17 protein-coding genes and 1 pseudogene are annotated in these 14,330 nt (G+C 72.4%); 5 read left to right on the plus strand and 13 right to left on the minus strand.

Annotation, left to right across the window (positions count from 1 at the left end; genetic code table 11):
- Nucleotides 1-142: 142 nt before the first annotated feature.
- From ACWJ6R_RS04235 to ACWJ6R_RS04250, 4 genes are all read right to left on the minus strand, one after another.
- Nucleotides 143-820: a rhomboid family intramembrane serine protease gene (locus tag ACWJ6R_RS04235; RefSeq protein ID WP_449060922.1), complete on the minus strand. Its 678-nt coding sequence runs from the start codon at nt 818-820 to the stop codon at nt 143-145.
- A 97-nt stretch (nt 821-917) separates the two neighbouring features.
- Complete coding sequence (locus tag ACWJ6R_RS04240; RefSeq protein WP_449060923.1) at nt 918-1,403, minus strand: SRPBCC family protein; 486 nt, start codon at nt 1,401-1,403, stop codon at nt 918-920.
- A gap of 39 nt (nt 1,404-1,442) precedes the next feature.
- The gene (locus tag ACWJ6R_RS04245; protein WP_449060924.1) at nt 1,443-2,348 is read right to left on the minus strand and encodes a phosphotransferase enzyme family protein; all 906 of its coding nucleotides are present in this window, start codon (nt 2,346-2,348) and stop codon (nt 1,443-1,445) included.
- A gap of 76 nt (nt 2,349-2,424) precedes the next feature.
- A complete protein-coding gene (locus ACWJ6R_RS04250) occupies nt 2,425-3,783 on the minus strand; it encodes a helix-turn-helix domain-containing protein (protein ID WP_449060925.1) in 1,359 nt (452 codons plus the stop codon).
- 231 nt (nt 3,784-4,014) lie between these two features.
- Here ACWJ6R_RS04250 and ACWJ6R_RS04255 point away from each other — a divergent pair, with 231 nt between their 5' ends.
- Entirely contained in the window at nt 4,015-4,299 is a 285-nt protein-coding gene (locus ACWJ6R_RS04255) for a hypothetical protein (RefSeq protein ID WP_449060926.1), read from the plus strand.
- Nucleotides 4,300-4,646: 347 nt separating this feature from the next.
- Here the strand turns inward: ACWJ6R_RS04255 and ACWJ6R_RS04260 are convergent, their stop codons facing one another.
- The 3 genes from ACWJ6R_RS04260 to ACWJ6R_RS04270 all read right to left on the minus strand — a co-directional run bounded on the left by ACWJ6R_RS04260 (nt 4,647) and on the right by ACWJ6R_RS04270 (nt 5,937).
- The gene (locus tag ACWJ6R_RS04260; RefSeq protein WP_449060927.1) at nt 4,647-4,868 is read right to left on the minus strand and encodes a hypothetical protein; all 222 of its coding nucleotides are present in this window, start codon (nt 4,866-4,868) and stop codon (nt 4,647-4,649) included.
- 27 nt (nt 4,869-4,895) lie between these two features.
- Nucleotides 4,896-5,402 (minus strand): FAD-dependent monooxygenase, encoded by a 507-nt coding sequence (locus ACWJ6R_RS04265; protein ID WP_449060928.1) that lies wholly within the window; start codon nt 5,400-5,402, stop codon nt 4,896-4,898.
- A 406-nt stretch (nt 5,403-5,808) separates the two neighbouring features.
- Nucleotides 5,809-5,937: an FAD-dependent oxidoreductase gene (locus ACWJ6R_RS04270; RefSeq protein ID WP_449060929.1), complete on the minus strand. Its 129-nt coding sequence runs from the start codon at nt 5,935-5,937 to the stop codon at nt 5,809-5,811.
- 86 nt (nt 5,938-6,023) lie between these two features.
- Between ACWJ6R_RS04270 and ACWJ6R_RS04275 the strand changes: the two genes are divergently transcribed.
- On the plus strand, nt 6,024-6,683 hold the full coding sequence (locus tag ACWJ6R_RS04275) for a TetR/AcrR family transcriptional regulator (RefSeq protein ID WP_449060930.1): 660 nt from the start codon (nt 6,024-6,026) through the stop codon (nt 6,681-6,683).
- Entirely contained in the window at nt 6,668-7,627 is a 960-nt protein-coding gene (locus tag ACWJ6R_RS04280) for a ketopantoate reductase family protein (RefSeq protein WP_449060931.1), read from the plus strand. Before ACWJ6R_RS04275 ends, ACWJ6R_RS04280 begins: the two co-directional genes overlap by 16 nt.
- Before the next feature lie 37 nt (nt 7,628-7,664).
- Here the strand turns inward: ACWJ6R_RS04280 and ACWJ6R_RS04285 are convergent, their stop codons facing one another.
- Entirely contained in the window at nt 7,665-7,994 is a 330-nt protein-coding gene (locus tag ACWJ6R_RS04285; protein WP_449060932.1) for a hypothetical protein, read from the minus strand.
- 179 nt (nt 7,995-8,173) lie between these two features.
- Nucleotides 8,174-8,530, minus strand: a pseudogene (locus ACWJ6R_RS04290) (hypothetical protein); the annotation flags it as partial.
- A gap of 225 nt (nt 8,531-8,755) precedes the next feature.
- Here ACWJ6R_RS04290 and ACWJ6R_RS04295 point away from each other — a divergent pair.
- Nucleotides 8,756-9,976 (plus strand): sensor histidine kinase, encoded by a 1,221-nt coding sequence (locus ACWJ6R_RS04295; protein WP_449060933.1) that lies wholly within the window; start codon nt 8,756-8,758, stop codon nt 9,974-9,976.
- A gap of 51 nt (nt 9,977-10,027) precedes the next feature.
- On the opposite strand, the gene ACWJ6R_RS04300 is transcribed toward ACWJ6R_RS04295, so the two are convergent.
- The 3 genes from ACWJ6R_RS04300 to ACWJ6R_RS04310 form a co-directional block, all read right to left on the minus strand.
- The gene (locus ACWJ6R_RS04300; RefSeq protein ID WP_449060934.1) at nt 10,028-11,221 is read right to left on the minus strand and encodes an ATP-binding protein; all 1,194 of its coding nucleotides are present in this window, start codon (nt 11,219-11,221) and stop codon (nt 10,028-10,030) included.
- Complete coding sequence (locus ACWJ6R_RS04305) at nt 11,169-11,405, minus strand: ATP-binding protein (RefSeq protein ID WP_449060935.1); 237 nt, start codon at nt 11,403-11,405, stop codon at nt 11,169-11,171. The genes ACWJ6R_RS04300 and ACWJ6R_RS04305 overlap by 53 nt, the downstream gene beginning before the upstream one ends.
- A 392-nt stretch (nt 11,406-11,797) precedes the next feature.
- The gene (locus ACWJ6R_RS04310; protein ID WP_449060936.1) at nt 11,798-13,096 is read right to left on the minus strand and encodes an APC family permease; all 1,299 of its coding nucleotides are present in this window, start codon (nt 13,094-13,096) and stop codon (nt 11,798-11,800) included.
- Nucleotides 13,097-13,227: 131 nt separating this feature from the next.
- Between ACWJ6R_RS04310 and ACWJ6R_RS04315 the strand changes: the two genes are divergently transcribed.
- The gene (locus ACWJ6R_RS04315) at nt 13,228-13,614 is read left to right on the plus strand and encodes a hypothetical protein (RefSeq protein WP_449060937.1); all 387 of its coding nucleotides are present in this window, start codon (nt 13,228-13,230) and stop codon (nt 13,612-13,614) included.
- Nucleotides 13,615-13,794: 180 nt separating this feature from the next.
- On the opposite strand, the gene ACWJ6R_RS04320 is transcribed toward ACWJ6R_RS04315, so the two are convergent.
- A partial coding sequence (locus ACWJ6R_RS04320) for a glycosyltransferase family 4 protein (RefSeq protein WP_449060938.1) occupies nt 13,795-14,330 on the minus strand: 536 nt, incomplete at its 5' end.

Consider the following 14,330-nt stretch of genomic DNA (forward strand, 5'->3'; position numbering starts at 1 on the left):
GTCCTCCGGCCGCCCCTTCTCCGTTCCCGGCCACCGGTCCTCCGGCCGCCTCTGCACCGGTACCGGCCGGCGGCCTTTCCCCGTTCCCGGCCAGAGGCGGGGTCGCGTTCCGGACCACCGGACCGCCGTACGGGTCCCGCGCTCAGCGGGCGGGACCGTCCTGACCGAGTCCCAGGTCGTCCAGCTCCTTCAGCAGGGCGGACCTGGAGTCCTGCGGCACGGCGGGCGCCGCCGCCCGGGGACGGCGGTCGCGGAACACCCAGCCGCCCACGAGCCCGGCGAGGAACCCGAACAGGTGGCACTGCCAGCCGATGCCCTCCTGGGGCAGCAGCCCGGCGAAGTAGTGGGCGAAGGAGAGCGCCATGACCACGCCCACCGCGATGTCGATCAGGTGCCGGTCGAACAGGCCGCGCACCAGGATGTAGCCGAAGTAGCCGAAGACGACGCCGCTCGCCCCCGCGCCCGTGGTGTTCTCCCCCGCCGTGATCCAGGCGCCGAGGCCGCTGATCACGATGATGAACCCCGTCACGCCGAGGAATTTGGCGACGCCCCGGTAGGCGGCCAGGAACCCGAAGATGAACAGCGGCCCGGAGTTGCCCTGCAGGTGCCCCCAGTCCCAGTGCAGGAAGGGCGCCGAGGCGATGTCGGGCAGGCTCGCCGGTTCGCGGGACGTCACCCCGTGCTCGTAGGCCAGCCTGTAACCCGACAGCGCGTTGGGGAGGTGCAGCGCCCAGATGAGGGCCAGGAAGCCGACCATGACCCAGAACGCCTTCCGGGCCTCGTCGATCATGATCTCGGCCGTGCGGCCCTTGGCTTCCACCCTGTTCCTCCCGGTTGTCCGCTTCCCGTAGCCGGACCAGTATCCGGGCACAAGGTCACGAATACAGTCTGATCGCCCCGCTCCGCCCGGCCCGGCGTCAGCAGGGCGGGCGGGGCGAGACCGGCGGGTGGGAGCCCGTGCGGCGGAACCGGCCGGCCGGGGCGGAGTCAGCCCAGCCGGGCGGCGAGCACCTTGCGCGGGCGAGCTGGACCTCGCGGGCCTTGCGGGCGGCGAAGTTCAGCAGCGGCCGGGCCCAGGCGTGCACGACGAGCGTGTCCTCGACCTCGGTCCCGTCCCCGGACTCCGCCAGCCGGAACCGGTAGTCCATCCGCACCCCGCCGGGACTGGCGACCTTCCCCTCCACCGTCGCGGGCGCGCTCCGCAGCGTCACCCTGATCGGGTTCTCGTAGGTGAGGCCGAGGACCCGGAACCTCTCCACCGCGACGTAGCGCGACTCGTCCTCCCCCTGCTCGATGTCGCGGACCGCGACGATCAGCGGCGAGAGCCCCACGTAGCTCTGCGGCTGGCTCAGGTGCGCCCGGAGTGCGGCCGGGGTGTTCCGTACATGGAAAGTATGTCGCAAAGTGACCTTTGGCACCGATCTGCCCCCAAATGAAGATCTTTATGGGGAGACAGTAACGGGTTCGGCCATGTACCACCGGGCGTTCTTCTCACCTCGCGCGAGCGAGTCGAGGCGGCGGGGCAGCTCCCTGCGGGAGAAGGGATCGGCGGCGGCGTTGCGGATGTGGATGCCCACTGCGTACATGTCCCGCACCTCCATCAGCGTGGAGTAGCCCGGCCACGACCGCAGATCGCTGCCGTAGGCGTCGGCGAACGCGTCCACGTCCGCCGAGGTCAGCCCGAAGCGGCGCTGCCCGTGGTAGGTGTGGACCAGGTCCCACTCCCGGGGCCCGACGGCCACGCCGTCCCAGTCGCACAGGACCACGTGGCCGTCGGCGCAGCGGAGCAGGTTGTCGATCCAGGCGTCGCCGTGCAGCAGCACCGGCGGACGATCGGTGTCGAGGTCGGCCCAGCGGTCGGTCAGCTCCGCGATGCGCTCGCTCAGCCAGACGCGCTGCCCGGAGGTGAGCACCGCCGAACGGCTCACCGCCCCGCGCACCTCGGCCAGCGGGTCGGCGAACCGCTTCAGCGGATGCGGCGGCACCGGCAGCCGGTGCAGGCTGCGCAGGATCTCGCCCAGCTCTGTGGTGGTGGGCCGGCCGCTGGCCGGGACGTAGTGCCAGAACGTGACGACCCGGCCGCCGTGCTCCACCGGCTGCTCGGAGATCTCGTCGGCCGGGCGCACCGCCGGGAACCCCTGGCCCGCCAGCCACCGCGCCACCGCGAGCACCACCGGCAGCCGGGCCCGCGCGCTGGGCGCGGTGGCGATCCGCACCACGATCTCACTGCGCAGCTTGAAGACCGCGTTGCTGCGCACGCGCAGCAGCCGCGCGCCGCGGTGGTCGATCCCCACCCCGTCACAGACCTCTCGCAGGATCGCGAACGCCTCCGCGGCGAGTGCGCTCATGAGCCCGCCGGCGAGGCCTCGGCGAGCAGATCCGCCAGCCGGCGCACGGCCGGCGCCTTGCGCAGCCCCGGCCGGATCACCGACAGCAGCGCCGGGCCCGGTCCACCACGATCGAGGTGCGGTGCTCCGGCGGCACCTGGAGCAGGGCCTTCTCCGCCAGCCGGCAGCCCTCCTCCTCCTGGCCGTCGCGCACCCGGTGGGCGGCCTGGTCGAGCAGGATCAGCACCGGGTCGATGGTGTAGGGGCCGGCGGGACCGGGTGCCCAGTCGACCTCCTCCCCCAGCTCGATCAGCGTGCCGATCCGGTAGAACTGCAGCCTCCGCTCGGAGAAGCGGAACGCCAGGTGGTCGCGGCCCTCCGGGGGCATCTTGGCGAAGATCCGCTCGGCCTCGGCCAGCGCGACCCTGGCCGCCTTGTGCTCGCCCATCCTGGCCAGTGCCCGCGCCTCGGCCGCCGCGCCGAGCGCCGCCGGGGAGCTGGGGGCGTTCCCGGCCAGCATCCTGGCCTCACGCGCCAGCCGGACCGTCTCGGCCAGGTCCCCGTAGTAGTAGGGCAGCATCGCCTCCTGGGCCCGGACCAGGGCGCGCAGCCGCAGATCGCCCATGTCGTCGGAGGCGGTGCGGGCGGTGCCGTACCAGGCGTGGGCCTGGCGGGTGTCGCCGAGCTTCATCAGCGCGTCCGCCGAGAGCAGCGCGAGCATCACGGTGGCGTTGAGCAGGCGGCGCTGGGACATCGCGGGCTGCCGGGCGGCGACCAGCGTCCGCACGTCCGACAGCTCCAGCATCAGCCGGTAGAGCATCGGCAGCGGCGCACTGGTGATGTACTCGCGCCGGTAGCGGACCACCTGCTCGTCGAGCCGGTCGAGCTGCTCCTCGGTCACGCTCGCCACCGCCAGCGTGCGGTCCAGGTCCTGGCGGGCCCGCTCGACCTCGGCCATCAGCCGGCCGCTCATCGCGAAGCGCGAGCCCAGCAGCGCGTGGTGGAACAGCGCGCGCCGCTCGGTGTCGTCGTCGCCGCGCTCCCCGGTCTCGTGCAGCGTGCGGGCCTCGCCGCCGGAGACCACCACCACCTTGGCGCCGCCCGCGCCGTCGTCGGCGTAGTCGCCGGCCAGGCCGAGCCGTACGGCGTTGGCGCGGTAGAGCCGCGCGAGCAGCTCGATGGTCTGCGGCCGGGGCCGGGCGCGGTGGTTCTCCCAGGCGTTGAGCAGGTCGATGCTGGCCCTGGCCTCACCGAGGCCCTGGCGCTCGCACAGCTCTTCCAGCTCGCGCACCGCCTCCCTGGCCGACCATCCGCGGGCCAGCCGGTGCGCCTTGAGCAGACTCACCCCGCAGCAGCCGTGGATCGCCTGCGCGGTCTGCCACGGAGTCCACTGCCGGGACTCCGCCTGCTCCCGCCAGCGCCTGGCGCAGGCGGGCGAATGTTCCCCTCGGGCCACGGCGCCCCTCCCGGTCGCTGTTCGCACAAGATTAACGAGGGCGCACCGCAGAGTAATCAGACCTGTGCACCACAGTTCCTTTACCCGTGGTTTTCACACGGAATACCGGCGGGTTCCTCAGGTAATCCACGGATCCTCTCTTCTTCCGGGGAAGGAAACCGATTGCCGTTCTGCTCTCAAGGCCGCACCCTGCGGGAAAGACAGTCACCATGCCTGTCGGGGGTGATCCGGATGACGGCTGACCGGGGCGAGGCAGTCGACCATTTGCGGCGTCTCGCCGCCCAGTTGGAGGCGCAGTCCTTCCGTACGCGCCTGCAGACGCGGGAGGAGCCGTCCCCGCGCCTGCATGTGATCAATCCGATGGCCCCGGCCAGGACCGAGGACGTGCTCGCCGCCCACGAGGGGGACGGCGAGTGGTGGTTCTGGCTCTCCTGGGCGGGGCGCATCGGGCACGCCGAGGACGTCGCCACGGCGGCCGAGCGTGTCGTGAGCGTGCTGCAGGTGATCCGGAGATAGGTGTTTCTTGGGTGGCACATGGGTAACACCCATGATCAAGAGCAGAAAGGAGCGGCACGTGAAAAGGACCCAGATCATCCAGCGCCCGCGTCCGCCACGCAAGCCGGTGTCGCTCGACCTCCGGACGCCGTCCGGCCGGGTGCTCCCCTTCTGAGGGCGCTCCGGCCCGGCGCGGCCCGTCAGTCCGGCGCCCCGGGGTCCGGCACCCGCCGGTCCGGGGGAACCCGCCGGCCCGGCACCCGTCAGGCCAGCGCCCGTCAGGCCGGCATCCGCCGGTCCAGCACTCGTCAGCCCAGCGCCCGTCAGTCCAGCGCCCGTCAGTCCAGTGCCCGTCAGTCCAGTGCCCGTCAGTCCAGTGCCCGGGAGAGGTCTTCGGCGTAGAGCCAGCCGGTCGCCCTCTCGTAGAAGTACCGGAGGACCAGCGGCATGATCAGCTCGTTCATCCGGCGGCCGACCGGGCCCGCCGTCTTGGCGTCGCGGTTGGCGCTCGCGGCCCGGGCCATCTTCGTCAGGCGGGCACGCCGCTCGCGGTCGTAGCGGGCCAGCGCGGCGGCCACGGCGCCCTCCACGCACCCCGCCCCCGCTCCCCCCGGCCCTCAGCCCCCCCGACCCGTACGGATCTCCTCGCGCAGCGCCCGGCCGAGGACGACGGCGTCCTCGATCGCCATGGACGCGCCCTGGCCGGCGCCCACGGGATGCGCGGCGTCGCCCACCAGCACCGTCCGGCCGTCCTGCCAGAGCGGCACCTCGGCCAGCACGTGGTGGAGCACGAGCCGGTGGAGCCCGGTCGTCGCCCGCATGATCTCCAGGGGGACCCGCTCCGACCGGTAGAGCCCGGCCAGCCGTTCCAGGCCGATGTCCGAGGGCTCCCGGGCGTCGGCGACCTGCACCGACCACCAGATCGTCCCGTCCGGGCGGACGATGTGGACGAAGGCCCCGTTGCGGCCGAAGGTCATGTTGAACGTCCCCGGTTCGGTCGCGGCGCTCCGCGGCACCCCCTCCGACACCCCGGAGACGCCGTAGATGCCGCCGTAGCGCGGCACCGGGGCGGCCGGGTCCAGCGCCCTGCGGACGGCCGACCAGATCCCGTCCGCCCCGACCACCAGGTCCGCCCCCTCGAAGACCCCCTCCGTGAGGGGACCGCCCGCCGGAGAGCCCTTCCGGAGGGCTCTCCCCGCCAGGGCGCCCCGGCCGGGGAACTCCCGGTCGAGGCGGTCCCGGTCGAGACGCTCTCCGCCAGGACGCCCTCCGCACCCGGCTCGAACCGCCGGCCCGTGACGATCTCCGCTCCCGCGCGCAGCGCCGCGGCGCGCAGTTCCTCGACCAGATGGCCCCGCATCAGCGTCACGCTGTTGCGCGGGTCGCCCGACCGGCGCCCGCGGGGCACGTCGCCGAGCAGCCGCCCGGAGGCTCCCCACATCCGCTGGCGCGGCACCTCGAACCCGCGCCCGGCCACGGCCTCCGCGCAGCCCAGCGCGTCGAGCGCGCGCAGCCCGTTGGAGGCGAGGCTCAGGTATGAGCCGACCTCCCCCGCGGGTCCTCGTACGCCTCGATGACCGTCACCTCGGCTCCCGCCCGCCGCAGTGCGATCGCACTCGCCGCCCCGGCCACGCCCGCACCCACCACGACCGCCTTCATGCCATCTCCCTGAATTACGATTCACCGAATTCGAATTCAGTATGTGGGTTGCTACGGTCGTGGTCAAGAAGGGGCGAGGAGGACCTGTGGGAGTGCGCAAGGCGAAGGCGGCCGAGACCGAGGCCGCGTTGAAGGACGCGGCCCGCCGCCTGTTCGCGGAGCGGGGATACGTGAACACGAAGATCACCGACATCACCGCCGCCGCCGGCCGGGCCACCGGCTCCTTCTACGACCACTTCGCGGGCAAGGAGGAGCTGCTCCAGGCGCTCCTGCGGGACATGAACGACCAGGCCGACGCCGAGATCGCCGCCTACGACCACCCCCGCGACCACGACCTGACCGACCGCGGGCAGCTCCGCGACCACCTCGCCGTCGCCTGGACGGTCTTCCGCGACCACCTGCCGGTGATGGTCGCCCTCTACCAGTCGGCGATGACCGAGAACCTCGGCTCCGGCCGCGCCTGGGAGAGCCTCACCGAGGACACCGCCGTCCTCCGCGACCACCTGGAGTACCTCCGGGAGCGGGGACACCGGCTCCCCGGCGACCCCGCCCTGGTGAGCGCGGCGATGGGCGCGATGCTCTCGATGCTGGCCTACGCGGTGCTCACCTCCGGCGAGAAAGGCCCGCAGGTCACCGACGACCAGGTGGTCGACACCCTCACCGACCTGCTCCTGCACGGCCTGGCGGGCCCCGGGCCGACCGGCCGTAGCGGTGTGGCAGGATCGCGATCATGCGCTACATCGTGATCGGGGCGGGAGCGGTCGGCGGCACCATCGGGGGACGGCTCTTCCAGGCCGGCCACGAGGTGCTCCTGGTCGCCCGCGGCGCGCACCGCGACGCGCTCGCCCGCGACGGCCTGCGCCTGCTCACCCCCGAGGCCGAGCACCGGCTCGACGTGCCGGTCGCCGACGGGCCGGTACGGCTCCGCGACGACGACGTGCTCGTCCTGGCCGTCAAGTCGCAGGACACGATCGCCGCGCTGGAGCCCTGGCCCCGGCACGCGCCGGTGGTGTGCGCGCAGAACGGGGTCGCCAACGAGCGCATGGCGCTGCGGCGCTTCGCACGGGTGTACGGCATGTGCGTCTGGCTGCCCGCCCTCCACCTCGAACCCGGCACCGTGGCCGCCTACGGCGCGCCGAAATCCGGCCTGCTCCAGGTCGGCCGCTATCCGGGGGGCACCGACGAGTTGTCCGAGCGTTTCGCCGCCGACCTGTCCGCCGGCGGCTTCCTCGGCCTGGCCGTACCCGACGTGATGCGGTGGAAGTACGCCAAGCTGGTGGGCAACCTGGGCAACGCCTACGACGCGCTCTGCGGGGATTGGACCGGCGGCGACCCGGTGATGGAGCGGGTGTTCGCCGAGGGCAGGGCCGTGCTCGACGCGGCCGGGATCGCCTACGCCTCCGTGGAGGAGGAGCGCGGCAGGCGCGGCGACCAGGTCGAGCCCCGGCCGGTCGGCGGGGCCGGACGCGGCGGCGGCTCGTCCTGGCAGAGCCTGGCCAGGTCCAGCGGCTCGATCGAGACCGACTACCTCAACGGCGAGATCGTGCTGCTCGGCCGCGAACTCGGCGTCCCGACCCCGGCCAACGAGGTCCTGCAGCGCGAGGCCGGCCGCTTCGCCCGCGAGCACCTGCCGCCCGGCTCGATGTCCCCGCAGGAGCTCGCCGCCCTCGTCGACGCCGCCCTCGCCTGACCCGCGCCTCCCCGCTGACCCGCCCCGCCGGCCCGGTCTATCCCCGGTGCCGGTCGCGGCACGAGAGGACCGCCCGGTCGATGAGGCCGCGTACCTCCTCGTGGTTCTCCACCAGCGCGGTGCTGTGGTCGGTTCCCGGCACCGGCAGCACCGTGACCTCCCGCCTCCCGCTCGGCCCCTCCGCCCCGCCCAACTCCTCGGCAAGACGGGCGGCGTTGCCCGCGACCTGCCCGTTGCCCTCTTCGAAGGCGATCCCGAGGGAGGGGCCGAACGTCTCCAGGGCGAGCGGCCTGATCGAGGCACCCCCCTCTTCGATCTCCAGCGCCGGGGAGACGGCCACGGCCGCGCACACGGGCGGGTCGAGCATCGGCCCCGAGGACCCCGCCGGCCGTACGGCCTCCTCCCGGCCGGGATCTCCCGTCCCGTCCTTCCCTCGGCCGGCTCCTCCCGCCCCGCCCTCCCCCCGGCCGGCTTCGCCGGACCCCGGAGACCCGCCGCCGCCAGTGCGATCGGCGCGCCGTACGACGAGCCCAGCATCACGAGGTGCTCCGTACCGTGCTCCCGCAGCCAGTGCCCCGCCGCGACCAGGTCCCCGGGGAGCCGGGCGAGGCCGCCACCCTCCTCGCTCGACCCGACGCCCCTGCGGTCGACGACGAGGACCCGCGCCCCGGTCCGTACGGCGACGCCCTCCGCCTGCTCCAGCCACGCGCACAGCGTCTGGGTGGCGCCGTGGGCGACGACGACACCGGTGTCCGCACCCTCCGGGCCCAGCAGGGCGGCGCCCAGCCGGACCCCGTCGGCGCCCGCAGGACGACCCGCACGGCGCCCGGGGGCACCGCCGAGCCGCACTGCTCCGCGAGCGGCGCCTCGGGCCGGACCCGCACGTTCCCCTGGCCGCCGCACGCCGAGAGCAGCAGCGCCAGCGCGACCGCGCCCGCCGTCGCGCGCCCCGCGGTTCCGTCCGTCATGCCAGTGATCTTAGACGGGTGCCCGCCGCTCTCCCCGCCGCCGGGGAGACCCGTCCTGATCTGGTCTTTTTCCCGACGCGCCGGGCGTGGTCCCCACTAGACGGAGTCGCAGCGGGTAGAAGTTCCGGACACGCCGCGGTGAAAGGAGAGGGGGGACGTGATGACGCAGGCGCCGGTGCCGGACGACGAGACCGCACGGTTGCGGGAGATCGACGAGCTGGGGGCGCTGGAGGTCATCGTGGAGCCGGTCTTCCAGTCCATCGCCGCCCTCGCCGCCCAGATCTGCCGGACGCCCATCGCCCTGGTCAACCTGCTCGGCCGCGACCGGCAGTACTTCAAGGGGCACGTCGGCGTCAGCTCCGTCAGCATGGACCGGCGGGTGACGTTCTGCCCCTACACCGCCACCACCCGCCAGACGCTGGAGGTGCCCGACGCGCTGGCCGATCCGCGCTTCCGCGACGACCCCATCGTGACCGGGGACCCGTACGTGCGCTTCTACGCGGGCGCGCCGATGGTCAACAGCCGGGACGTCGTCCTGGGCGTGGTGTGCGTGTTCGACCACCGGCCGCGCCGTCTCGCCGCAGAGCGCCTGCGGGCCCTGGAGACCCTGGCCGTCTGCGCCGTCGGCATGCTGGAGCTGCGCCACCACGCCCGCCAGGCCGAGCGGGTCATGGCCCGGCTGCACGAGCTGGAGGAGCTCAAGCACCAGTTCCTGCGCACCGTCAACCACGAGCTGCGCACCCCGCTGACCTCCATCCGCAGCTATCTCCAGCTGCTCCAGGAGGGCGGCCTGGACGCGGAGACCGAGCAGCGGTTCCTGCAGGTCATCGAGCGCAACGGCGACCGCATCCTCGATCTGATCGACGAGCTGCTCCTGATGGCCAGCCTGAACGCCCGGACCGCGATCTTCCATCCGGCCCGGACCGACCTGGCCGAACTGGCCCGCCAGGTGGTCGCCGAGGCGACCGCCAAGGCGTGGGGCAGCGACCAGTCCCTCAGCCTGGACACCCCGGAACGGCTGGACGTGCTGGCCGACACCGGGCGGATCCGGCACGTGATGGCCCAGCTGCTGGACAACGCGATCAAGTTCACCCCGTCCGGAGGACGGATCACCGTCACGGTGACCGGCGAACCGGTCCCCGCCGTGGAGGTCCGCGACACCGGCATCGGCATCGAGCCGGACCACCTGGAGCACGTCTTCGACGACTTCTACCGCGCCCCGCAGGCCGAGTACCAGGCGATCGGCGGCACCGGGATCGGCCTGTCCATCGTGGAGAAGGTCATGCGCATGCACGGCGGGAGTGTCCGGATCGCGAGCCGCCCCGGCGAGGGCACCTCCGTGCGCTTCACCCTGCCCGCCGTCCCCCCGGCGCCGTCGTGAGACGGCGCCCTTCCCGCGCCTCGGTGAGACCCGATCTTACGTAGACCCGATCTACCTTTGCGCAGGTGGGGAGAAGATGTCGGCGGCCGTGACGGACAGGACGTCGGCGTCCGCGTTGGTGACGCTCTCCCTGGCGCATACCGCGTAGCGCAGATCATCCGGATCCGCCGCCAGATGCGCCGCCTTCGCCACGAGACCCGCCCTGATCCGCGCCGCGTTCACCTTTCTGCCCCATTTGGCCTCACCCACCAGAATGGGCGTTCTGGATCTCCCACTGAGCGCCACCGCGTCGATCTGGTGCTGTCCGTCACCGCGCCACCAGGGGCCGATCGCGACCACCTCGGGCCCGATCTCGGCGGCCCGCAAGCGCAGGTGGTCGCGGAACGCCTCTTCCCATACGCCTCCCATGTGGTCGTCCAACGATGCCATCAGCACCGGCAGGACGGTCTCCCCGAGACCTCGGTCGATCTCCGGCAGCACTCGGGAGAGGGTTCCCAGGTAGAAGGCGAGGAAGTTGTCGGTGATGCGGTAGACCTTACGGCGGGTCCGCGCCGACTCGGTGACCGGCTGGATCCTTTCCACCAAGCGGAGGGTCAGCAGATCATTGAGGGTACGGGTGGGGTCCGTGCCGATCGCGTCGGCGATCTCGTTGTGCTTGGTGCAGCCTTCGGCGATGGCCTGCAGCGTGGCGGCGAGGTGCACTCCTTGCCCTGCCTCCGTGGCGAGGACGAGGTCTCCTTCACGGATCATCTTCGCATCGGGACGGCAGGCGAGTCTCCTGATGTTGTCCTCGATCGAGAGCTCCTGACGCCACCATGACAGGTAGAGAGGCATCCCACCGAGGATCCCGTAGACCAGTGCCCGGTCCGAAGGAGGCAGGTCCGGCAGCATCTCCGCCGCCTCGTGAGGGCGGAACGGGTGGAGTTGCATCGTCAGGTCGAACCGCCCGTAGAGCGGTGCGCGGTACTCCTGAATCGCACGCATCGTGCGGACGGCCGACCCGCACAGGATGATCCGGAGCTTGGTCCGCCCATGCGCGTGGTCGAGAAAGGCACGAAGGACGCCTTCCAGCTCGGCGCGACCGATCATCTCGGGGAACTCGTCCAGCACCAGGAGAAGAGGTTCGTCCTCCGCCTCGCGGCCGAGGTGGTCGAGCGCTTCGTCCCAGTTTCCGAAAGGACGCGAGACCAGGTCACGGGTGGAAGACGGCGCGTTGGCCGCGACACGGTGGGAGAGCGCCTCCAACTCGCGGCGGGGCGCACGGTTCCCCCCCCGTGTGGAAGACCGCCCGCTTGCCCTCGGCGAACTCCTGGAGCAACGCCGTTTTCCCCACCCGCCGACGGCCCCAGAGCAGAGCGGGCCGGGCATCCGCCTCCTCCCACCACTCCCGCAGGGCCTCCAACTGCTCTTCACGTCCGACGAAAGCCATGGGACGACCCTAACCGACATCGATGTCGCCGACGTCTACGTCGGCGATATCGATGTCGGTTTAGCTTTGGATCGGCGACGGCCGTGCCGCAGAAACCCTCGCACGAAGTTCACAGAGCGCCCGTTTCGAGACAAAAAATCCCAAGGGATGGACGAAGTAGTCGGTGGGCTGGCGTAATCTCCCTACTCTGACAAAAGGGAGTAGGAGATGAAAAAGGAGCAAATCATCCAGAAGCCTCGGCCACCCAGGCGGCCCGATCCGCTCGACCTCCGCACGCCCTCAGGGCGGCGGCTGCCGTTCTGACCCGGGCTCAGGACCACGGCCGCCGTTCCGCCCCGGGCCGGAGACCGCTCCCACCGCCCGCGAAGAGCCGGTTCCCGTGAAGAGCCGGTTCACCAGCCACAGGAGCGCGCCGACGCCCAGCAGCAGGCCCGCGCGGCGTAGACGTCGGCGCCGCGGCCCGTGACGGGCAGCGCCAGCACCAGGCAGACCACCGCGCCCAGCGCCGGCATCCAGCTCGGCGCCCGGAAGTGGCCGTGCGCCACCGGGTCCCTCCGCAGGACCAGCACCGCCACGTTGACCATCGTGAACACGCACAGCAGCAGGAGCACCGTGGTGTCGGCCAGACCCGCCACATCCCCGGTGGCGACGAGCAGCGCCGCGACGGCCACGGTGAACAGGACGGCCACCCAGGGCGTTGCGCGCCGGGGATGGACCGCCGCGAAGACGCCGGGCACGATGCCCTCGCGCGCCATGCCGTACACCAGGCGCGAGGCCATGATCATGTTGATCAGCGCGGTGTTCCCCACCGCCAGCAGCGCGATCAGCGCGAAGAGCTTGGGCGGGAAGGCCAGGCCCGCGACCTTGACGACCTCCAGGAGCGGACCGGTCGAGGCGACCAGCGTCTCGGTCTCCACCAGCATGGTCGCGGTGAACGCGACCGCCAGGTAGATCACCGTCGCGGCCGCCAGCCCGCCGAAGAGCGCCCGGGGGAAGTCGCGCGGCGGGTCCTTCGCCTCCTCGGCGAGGTTGACCGAGTCCTCGAAGCCGAGCAGCGCGTAGAAGGCCAGGGCCGTACCGCCCAGCACGCCCATGAAGGCGCCGTGCTCCGGATGGAACTCCAGCGCCCGGGAGGGCTCGCCCTCGCCGGTGAGCAGGGCGTAGCCGCCGATCGCGACGATGACCAGCAGGCCGAACGCCTCGATGACCGTCAGGACCACGTTGACCTTGACCGACTCGGAGATGCCCGCCAGGTTCACCAGCGTCACCAGCGCCAGGAACCCGAACGCGCCGACGACGGCCGGCAGCGTCACGAACTCGCCGAGATAGGACCCGCCGAAGGCCCGCGCCGCAGCGCTCGCCGAGGTGACCCCGCTCATCATCACCGCGAAGGCCACCAGGAACGTGACGAACGGGATGCCGAACGCCCGGTTGGCGTAGAGCGCGGCCCCGGCCGCCTTCGGATACTTCCCGACGAGCTCGGCGTAGGCGGTCGCGGTCAGCGCGGCCAGCACGAAGGCCACCAGGAAGGGCAGCCAGAGCGCCCCGCCCGCGTGCCCGGCCACCTTCCCCACCAGCGCGTAGATCCCCGCGCCCAGGATGTCGCCCACCACGAAGAGCAGCAGCGTCCGGCGCCCGATCACCCGCTTCAGGGCGTGCGGCGCGGCGGGACCAGCGGTCGTCTCGGCCATGCGCTCCCACTACCCGCGACCGGTCCGTGGTCACGCTCCCGGGAAGGCACCCGTGTAAGCGGCGTGTAAGTGATCCGCAAGGGAGGGTTCCTAGAGTTCCACTCGTCACAGATTGCAGTGAAAGGCAAACAATGTTCTCCCTCCTCTCCTCCCGCCGCATCGCCGTAACCCTCGCGGGAGCCGCCCTCGTCTCCATGACCGCCGCCTGCGGCGGCGCCGCCAACGCCGAGGTGTGTTCTGAGGCGACGAGCCTCCTGAACAGCTCCACCACCACCCTGACCTCCGCGGGTGCCGACCCCGCCAAGTTCAACGCGGCGACCAAGAAGGTCGCCGACGACTTCAAGGCGCTGGCTGCCAAGACCGACGGCGACCTCGCCACCGCGATCAACGGCTACGCCAGCATCTGGGACAGCATCAAGGTCGACGCCGGCAACCCCGCCGGGCTCGCCACCGCGCTCCAGGACGTCAGCGCGAAGAGCCAGGCGTTCGGCAACGAGCTCATCAAGGCCTGCTCCTAAACAGGGCCCTGCGCCTCCGTGGGGAGGGGGCGCAGCCGGGATGCGGCCGCCGTACCGCCTGCGGGGGGGCAGGACGGCGCGGCGGCCGCGCCCGACCACGTTCGACCTCGGGACCCCGGCCCGCCACCACGGGCCGGGGTCTTCGCACGCCGCCGTACGGCTCCGCATGCGACCGTCGGTTCAGCCCCGCAGCGCGCGGGCCTGCTCGTAGCAGCGGTCGAAGCCCTCCAGCACGGCCGGCCACGAGCTGCGGACCGGTTCGGTCTCCCGGTTGTGCGCGGCGATCGACTCGCGCAGCTCCCGGTCTCGGGCCAGCCGGGCCACCGCCGACACCAGTTCCTCGAAGCTCGAGCCGAGCAGCCCCTCCTTGCCCGGCCGGACGAAGTCGGCCACCCCGCTCTCCGTCCGCGCCACCACCGGGACCCCCGCCGCCCGCGCCTCCAGCGCGGCCAGCCCGAACGACTCGCGGGGCGCCGGGGCCACGAACACGTCCGCCGCGGCGAGCAGCTCCCGGATCCGCTCGCGGCTGTAGCGGCCGGGCAGCGACACCCAGCCGGTCATCCCGTTGGACCGCAGGTAGCGCTCCATCTGCGCGCGCGCCGGGCCGTCCCCGACGATGGTGGCCCGCAGCGGCACCCCCGCCGGGACCTGCGCCCGCGCCTCCTTCAGCAGCCGGAGCAGCCGGACCGGCTGCTTGCGCGGGGCCAGCCGCCCCA

It is taken from the genome of Planomonospora algeriensis, from assembly GCF_977012225.1.

What these genes read in the sequence shown, in the direction of transcription:
- ACWJ6R_RS04315 (WP_449060937.1), top strand. Translation starts at nt 13,228, where the DNA reads ATGTTCTCCCTCCTCTCCTCCCGCCGCATCGCCGTAACCCTCGCGGGA.
- ACWJ6R_RS04310 (WP_449060936.1), bottom strand. Translation starts at nt 13,096, where the DNA reads ATGGCCGAGACGACCGCTGGTCCCGCCGCGCCGCACGCCCTGAAGCGG.
- ACWJ6R_RS04280 (WP_449060931.1), top strand. Translation starts at nt 6,668, where the DNA reads ATGCGCTACATCGTGATCGGGGCGGGAGCGGTCGGCGGCACCATCGGG.
- ACWJ6R_RS04305 (WP_449060935.1), bottom strand. Translation starts at nt 11,405, where the DNA reads ATGGCTTTCGTCGGACGTGAAGAGCAGTTGGAGGCCCTGCGGGAGTGG.
- ACWJ6R_RS04285 (WP_449060932.1), bottom strand. Translation starts at nt 7,994, where the DNA reads ATGCTCGACCCGCCCGTGTGCGCGGCCGTGGCCGTCTCCCCGGCGCTG.
- ACWJ6R_RS04245 (WP_449060924.1), bottom strand. Translation starts at nt 2,348, where the DNA reads ATGAGCGCACTCGCCGCGGAGGCGTTCGCGATCCTGCGAGAGGTCTGT.
- ACWJ6R_RS04255 (WP_449060926.1), top strand. Translation starts at nt 4,015, where the DNA reads ATGACGGCTGACCGGGGCGAGGCAGTCGACCATTTGCGGCGTCTCGCC.
- ACWJ6R_RS04295 (WP_449060933.1), top strand. Translation starts at nt 8,756, where the DNA reads ATGACGCAGGCGCCGGTGCCGGACGACGAGACCGCACGGTTGCGGGAG.
- ACWJ6R_RS04270 (WP_449060929.1), bottom strand. Translation starts at nt 5,937, where the DNA reads ATGAAGGCGGTCGTGGTGGGTGCGGGCGTGGCCGGGGCGGCGAGTGCG.